Below are 5154 nucleotides of genomic sequence, written 5' to 3' on the forward strand. Positions count from 1 at the left end.
AGGGAGTCGCGTCTGTTCATGATGCGTTATACATTAAGTTTTTTACGTTCTTGTAATATATATTCGGCTGTGCGCATGCTTAGGGCCAAAATGGTCCACGTAGCATTTTTATCGCCCTGTTGCACAAAAGGCGCGGCATCAACCACAAAAAGGTTTTTACAATCGTGCGCCTGGCACCATTTGTTCAATGCCGATTTCTTAGGATCGTCGCCCATGCGGATGGTACCTACTTCGTGGATGATCTTGCCCGGTGCTTCTAAACCATAATTGGTTTCGGGGCCCTGCATTTTGCCATAAATAGCGCCCATGTTATGCAATACTTCCTCAAAGGTTTCCTGCATGTGTTTGGCCTGATTTATCTCGTCGTTTGTCCATTTGTAATGGAAACGCAATACCGGGATCCCGTATTTATCTACAACGCCATTAGGGTCTATCTCGCAATAATTATCGGCACGCGCAATGGCAGTACCACGGCCGGCCATGCCTACCTGTGTGCCATAAAAACGACGGTAATCATCTTTCAATCCAGCACCATAACCACCCCCATCTCTCTTTTTACCATCGCGGCCCGGTACAGCGCCGTTCATATCCTGTATGCCGCCACCAAAACCGTATGATGGCATGTGCATGCCGCCGCCATATTCAATATGGTATCCGCGCGGGAAATTCAGTTTTTTATTATCAAGCCACCAGGGCGAGTAAATGTGTACACTACCTACGCCATCTTCGTTATAGCGCTTACGGTCCATTAGCTGCGGAAGGAAACCACCAGCGCCCGATCCGGTAGAATCATGCAGGTATTTACCAACTACACCGCTGCTATTAGCCAAACCACCCGGGTGGGCGGCAGATTTTGAATTTAACAGTATCCGGGCAGATTCGCCTGCACTGGCACCAAGTATTACCGTTTTGGCATTTACCTGGTATTCCTGCATATCATCTTTATTTACGTATGATACGCCGGTAGCCAAGCCGTTTTTATCTGTAAGAACCTCGCGCACCATGGCGTTTGTTATTACTTTTAAGTTGCCGGTTTTCATGGCCGGTATAACCAAACATGATGATGCCGAGAAATCGCCGTATACTTTACATGCACGGCCGCATTGCCCGCAAAAGAAACAGGCGCCACGGTCTTTATTATTCGGCAATGCCTCGGTTAATACCGAACCACGGCCTGTAATTACCTTAACACCGGCTTTGCTTGCGCCCTGTTTAATGAAAAGCTCATTTAACCTTGGTTTTGGCGGAGGTAAGAATATACCATCGGGTTCGCTTTCTATGTTTTCAACAGTACCGTAAATGCCTATCATACGGTCAACCTTATCATAGTAAGGTTTAACATCGGCATAGGTAATAGGCCATGGATCTGTAAGCCCGTCTTTTGGTTTAAAATCTTCCGGCCCCATACGCAGGGAAATACGCCCCCAGTGATTGGTACGGCCGCCCAGCATACGCGCACGGAACCATGCAAATTCTGTTTGGTCTTTAGTAGTATAAGGTTCGCCTTCTAACTCCCATCCGCCATAAGCGGCATCAAAATCACCAAACGGACGGGTAGTGCCCGCGCCGCGGCGTGCAGATTCCCATGCCCATTTTAATTGGTGCGAATCTGTTTTGGGGTCAAAGAAAGCACCTGCTTCCAGCATTAAAACTTTAATGCCTGCATTAGCCAGTACGTAGCCGGCCATACCGCCGCCTGCTCCCGAGCCTACAATTACTACATCATAAGCTGCGGTAGTTTTTTTGATCTGTAAATCTTCCATTAATACACTATATGTCGAACTATAAATATTTTTTTAGCTGGTAAATTACAGTTGTTTTATTGTGATGTTTTTGAACGCAACCACCGCACCGTGCGATTGTAAAGCAATGCGGCCTTTTGGATAGGCTGCAAAACTTTTCCAGGTTTTAAACTTGCTGTTATTCAGTAGTTCTGTCCACTCGGGGCTGCCTATTTGCACGTTAATTGTTTCTTTACCGTTAAGCCAAAAAGTAAGGTGGCCTTTGTCTTTACGAATTTTAACAGCGTTCCATTGTCCGGCAGGTTTTGCTGCATCGGCAGGGGCTGCTTTCATATCGTATAATGAACCCGCAAGGTGGTTGGCTTTTTTATTGTCTTCGGCTTTTTGGTTATCTAAAACCTGCATCTCTATACCCGATAAATAAGTAGCACCCAAAGCCGGGTCTTCATGCACACCGAAAATGATACCGCTATTACCGCCTTCGGCAATTTTCCAGTCTATCGAAAGCTCATAGTTTTCATACTCGCCATCAGTTACCAGGTCCGCTGAGTTTGGTGCTTTAGGATCGAACTGTAAAGCGCCGTCAACTACGCTCCATGGGCCTGCGTCTTTTTGTAGATAAGCATGCCAGCCGGTAGTGGTTTTACCATCAAACAGGGTTGTAGTTTGGGCAAATGATGAATACTGTAATGCTGCAACAGCTAATGCACTTAAGATTAGTTTTTTCATTTGGTTATCAGATTTAGCAGCGCGGTAGACGCATACTTGTTTAATATTAGAAAGGCTAAATGTAGTATTTATTTTAATTGATGCTATAGTAACGCTAATTATCAATCAAAATTTTTACAGAAATAATTAGAAGACAAATAGTTCTAATTTTTATGAAACAAGAAAGTTAATCCCGAAGCGATACCAAATTGAACGTAAGCGTAGCTGTCCTCGAAATAGATGTTGTAATCGTCCTGCCCACGGTAACCACCGCCTACTATGAACGATACATTTTGCATAAAGGGAAACTGGTAATAATATTTAAGGCTGGCGTTAAGGCGTTTTTTTAAGTTAGATGCCTTGTACCCGCTGTATTTATCGGCTATGTAGGTGAAATCGAACTGGATGCGTTGCCAGTTTTTATAGGCGGATTTGGCAGGATCAATATCATCCGCGTATTTTTTGGCAATGTTGTAAATGTAGCCACCATTAACGCGCACAAAACCATAATTACCGGGCAGGCCCAGGGCCGCGTCTTTACCAAATAAGCCCCTGTGCAGCTCAATGCCAAGCGTGCTGTAATGGTTATCAATGGTGTTCGTTTTATCAATACGTTTACCAATGGTATAGTTAAGCGAGTAAAAATCGGTACTGAATTTTCCGCTATCGCGATTAAAGCTGCCATCGGGCCGCAAGGTTGGCCCACGGATACCATTAGAATGGTGTGTATACGATACTTGCAGAAACTGCGGTTTGTAAGGGTCGCGGTTTATCCTGTAATATAAATTACCACTGGGCATATAACTGGGCGATTTTACCGGTTCGCCGTATTCAGATAACAGCCTGACTTTTATCCTTGCCGATACATCAAAAAAGAACCGCGACTTAGGCGTATTTAATAATACAAAGTGCGCGTTGATATCGCCTACCAGTTTTGTTTTTACATGCTGAAAAAGCTCCTGCCCAAAAAACGACGGCTTTAAATTTTGCACGTAAATGTCGTTAAAATCGCGGTTGACGATGCGTGTGGCTACTTTTCCGGTATCAATACTATTGCTTACCGCGGATGTATCAGTAATTGCAGCACGGCTGTAGCCTGATGTTAGAACAACCAGGAATATAAAGGAGAGAAATGCCTTGGTAAAGTATGTAAACATATAAACTAACAGAAACCTTATTAATGATTTAGTTTGAAAATAGTTTTCTTAAATAGAAATTTTAAGCGTGTTTGTTACGGCTTCAAAAATAAAGGATACTTCATCATTATAAAGTAAACATGTTAAAAACCACAAAATTTCTTAACTTGCATGCTCATCTTTAATAATATAAGTGACTTTTCAGGATTTCAATTTTAACGAACAACTTTTAGAAGGCGTTTTAAGCATGGGGTACACCACCCCAACACCCATACAAGCAATGGCCATCCCGGCTATCCTTAATGGGGACGACCTTATAGCCTGCGCGCAAACAGGCACGGGCAAAACAGCATCATATTTGCTGCCGGTTCTAAATTATATATGCAATACGCATAAACATCATACTACCGCGCTTATACTTGCCCCAACACGCGAGCTTGCACAACAGATAGACCAGCAGGTAGAAGGCCTGGCATATTTTACGGGCGTAAGTTCGCAGGCTGTTTTTGGCGGTGGCGATGGTATGGCTTATGAGCAGCAGCGCCGAGGTATCCAAAATAATGTAAATATCATTATAGCAACCCCGGGCAGGCTTATTGCTCACCTTACATCGGGCGTGTTAAAGTTTAATGATATTACCCATTTGGTATTAGACGAAGCCGACCGTATGCTGGATATGGGTTTCTCTGATGATATTATGCGCATTATTGGTTATCTGCCTAAAAAGCGCCAAACGCTGTTATTCTCGGCTACCATGCCGGGCAGGATCCGCACCTTGGCTAAAGCTATACTGACCGATCCGCAGCAGATAAACATCGCTATATCGCAACCGGCTGCCGGTATTGATCAGCAGATCTATAGGTTGCACGATCAGCAGAAAACACCTTTGTTAAAAATGCTTTTGAAAGATGGCGGCTATTTAAGCTCTATCATATTCGCATCCCGTAAGGAGATTGTAAAATCGCTTTATAAAGAATTAAAGTCGGCGCATATTAGTGTGGCCGCTTTCCACTCCGATCTGCAGCAGAACGAGCGCGAAGAGATCCTGCTTAGATTTAAAAACAAGCAATTACCGGTTATTATTGGTACCGATGCCTTATCGCGTGGTATTGATGTGGAAGGTATTGACCTGGTAGTTAACTATGATGTACCCGGCGACCCGGAGGATTATGTTCACCGTATTGGCCGTACCGCGCGTGCCGCGAGTAAGGGAACCGCTATCACCTTTGTAAACGACCGCGACCTTAAAAGGCTGAAAAGTATAGAGCAGCTTATTGATAAGCCAATCACCCAGAAAGAACTCCCGGAAGTATTAGCAAGTATTGAACAAGTTAGAGAGGAACGCCCTGCGGGAGCCGGCCAACGGCGCGACGGGCGACGTAACCCTAAACGCTTTGGCAAAAACAAACCATCGCGCCCTGCAAATTAAACCTTGTAATATTTATGTGGTCTATTTGTTTTGTATAGTCAATGCGTTACATTTACACAAACCAAATTAAACTAACCAGATAATGACATCAAGACGTTCTTTCCTGAAAAGCACCGCGGTGCTATCGGCAGGCCTGTTA

General features: G+C 44.2%; 5 protein-coding genes. 2 read left to right on the top strand and 3 right to left on the bottom strand.

The genetic code is table 11. From position 1 onward, the window contains the following. Positions 1 to 26: 26 nt before the first annotated feature. The 3 genes from JWQ85_RS08370 to JWQ85_RS08380 all read right to left on the bottom strand — a co-directional run bounded on the left by JWQ85_RS08370 (position 27) and on the right by JWQ85_RS08380 (position 3607). Positions 27 to 1763 carry a GMC family oxidoreductase gene (locus tag JWQ85_RS08370; RefSeq protein WP_299466798.1) on the bottom strand — a complete coding sequence of 579 codons (1737 nt, stop codon included), beginning with the start codon at positions 1761 to 1763 and terminating at the stop codon, positions 27 to 29. Positions 1764 to 1808: 45 nt separating this feature from the next. Continuing rightward, the gene (locus JWQ85_RS08375; protein WP_299466802.1) at positions 1809 to 2471 is read right to left on the bottom strand and encodes a DUF1080 domain-containing protein; all 663 of its coding nucleotides are present in this window, start codon (positions 2469 to 2471) and stop codon (positions 1809 to 1811) included. Between the two features lie 143 nt (positions 2472 to 2614). Further along, a complete protein-coding gene (locus tag JWQ85_RS08380) occupies positions 2615 to 3607 on the bottom strand; it encodes a hypothetical protein (RefSeq protein ID WP_299466805.1) in 993 nt (330 codons plus the stop codon). 172 nt (positions 3608 to 3779) lie between these two features. On the opposite strand from JWQ85_RS08380, the gene JWQ85_RS08385 reads away from it, so the two are divergent. Beyond that, complete coding sequence (locus JWQ85_RS08385; RefSeq protein WP_299466807.1) at positions 3780 to 5015, top strand: DEAD/DEAH box helicase; 1236 nt, start codon at positions 3780 to 3782, stop codon at positions 5013 to 5015. Between the two features lie 82 nt (positions 5016 to 5097). Further along, on the top strand, positions 5098 to 5154 hold a 57-nt coding region (locus tag JWQ85_RS21910), incomplete at its 3' end, for a twin-arginine translocation signal domain-containing protein (RefSeq protein WP_367186196.1).

It is taken from the genome of Mucilaginibacter sp., assembly GCF_028288105.1.
Taxonomy (GTDB): domain Bacteria; phylum Bacteroidota; class Bacteroidia; order Sphingobacteriales; family Sphingobacteriaceae; genus Mucilaginibacter.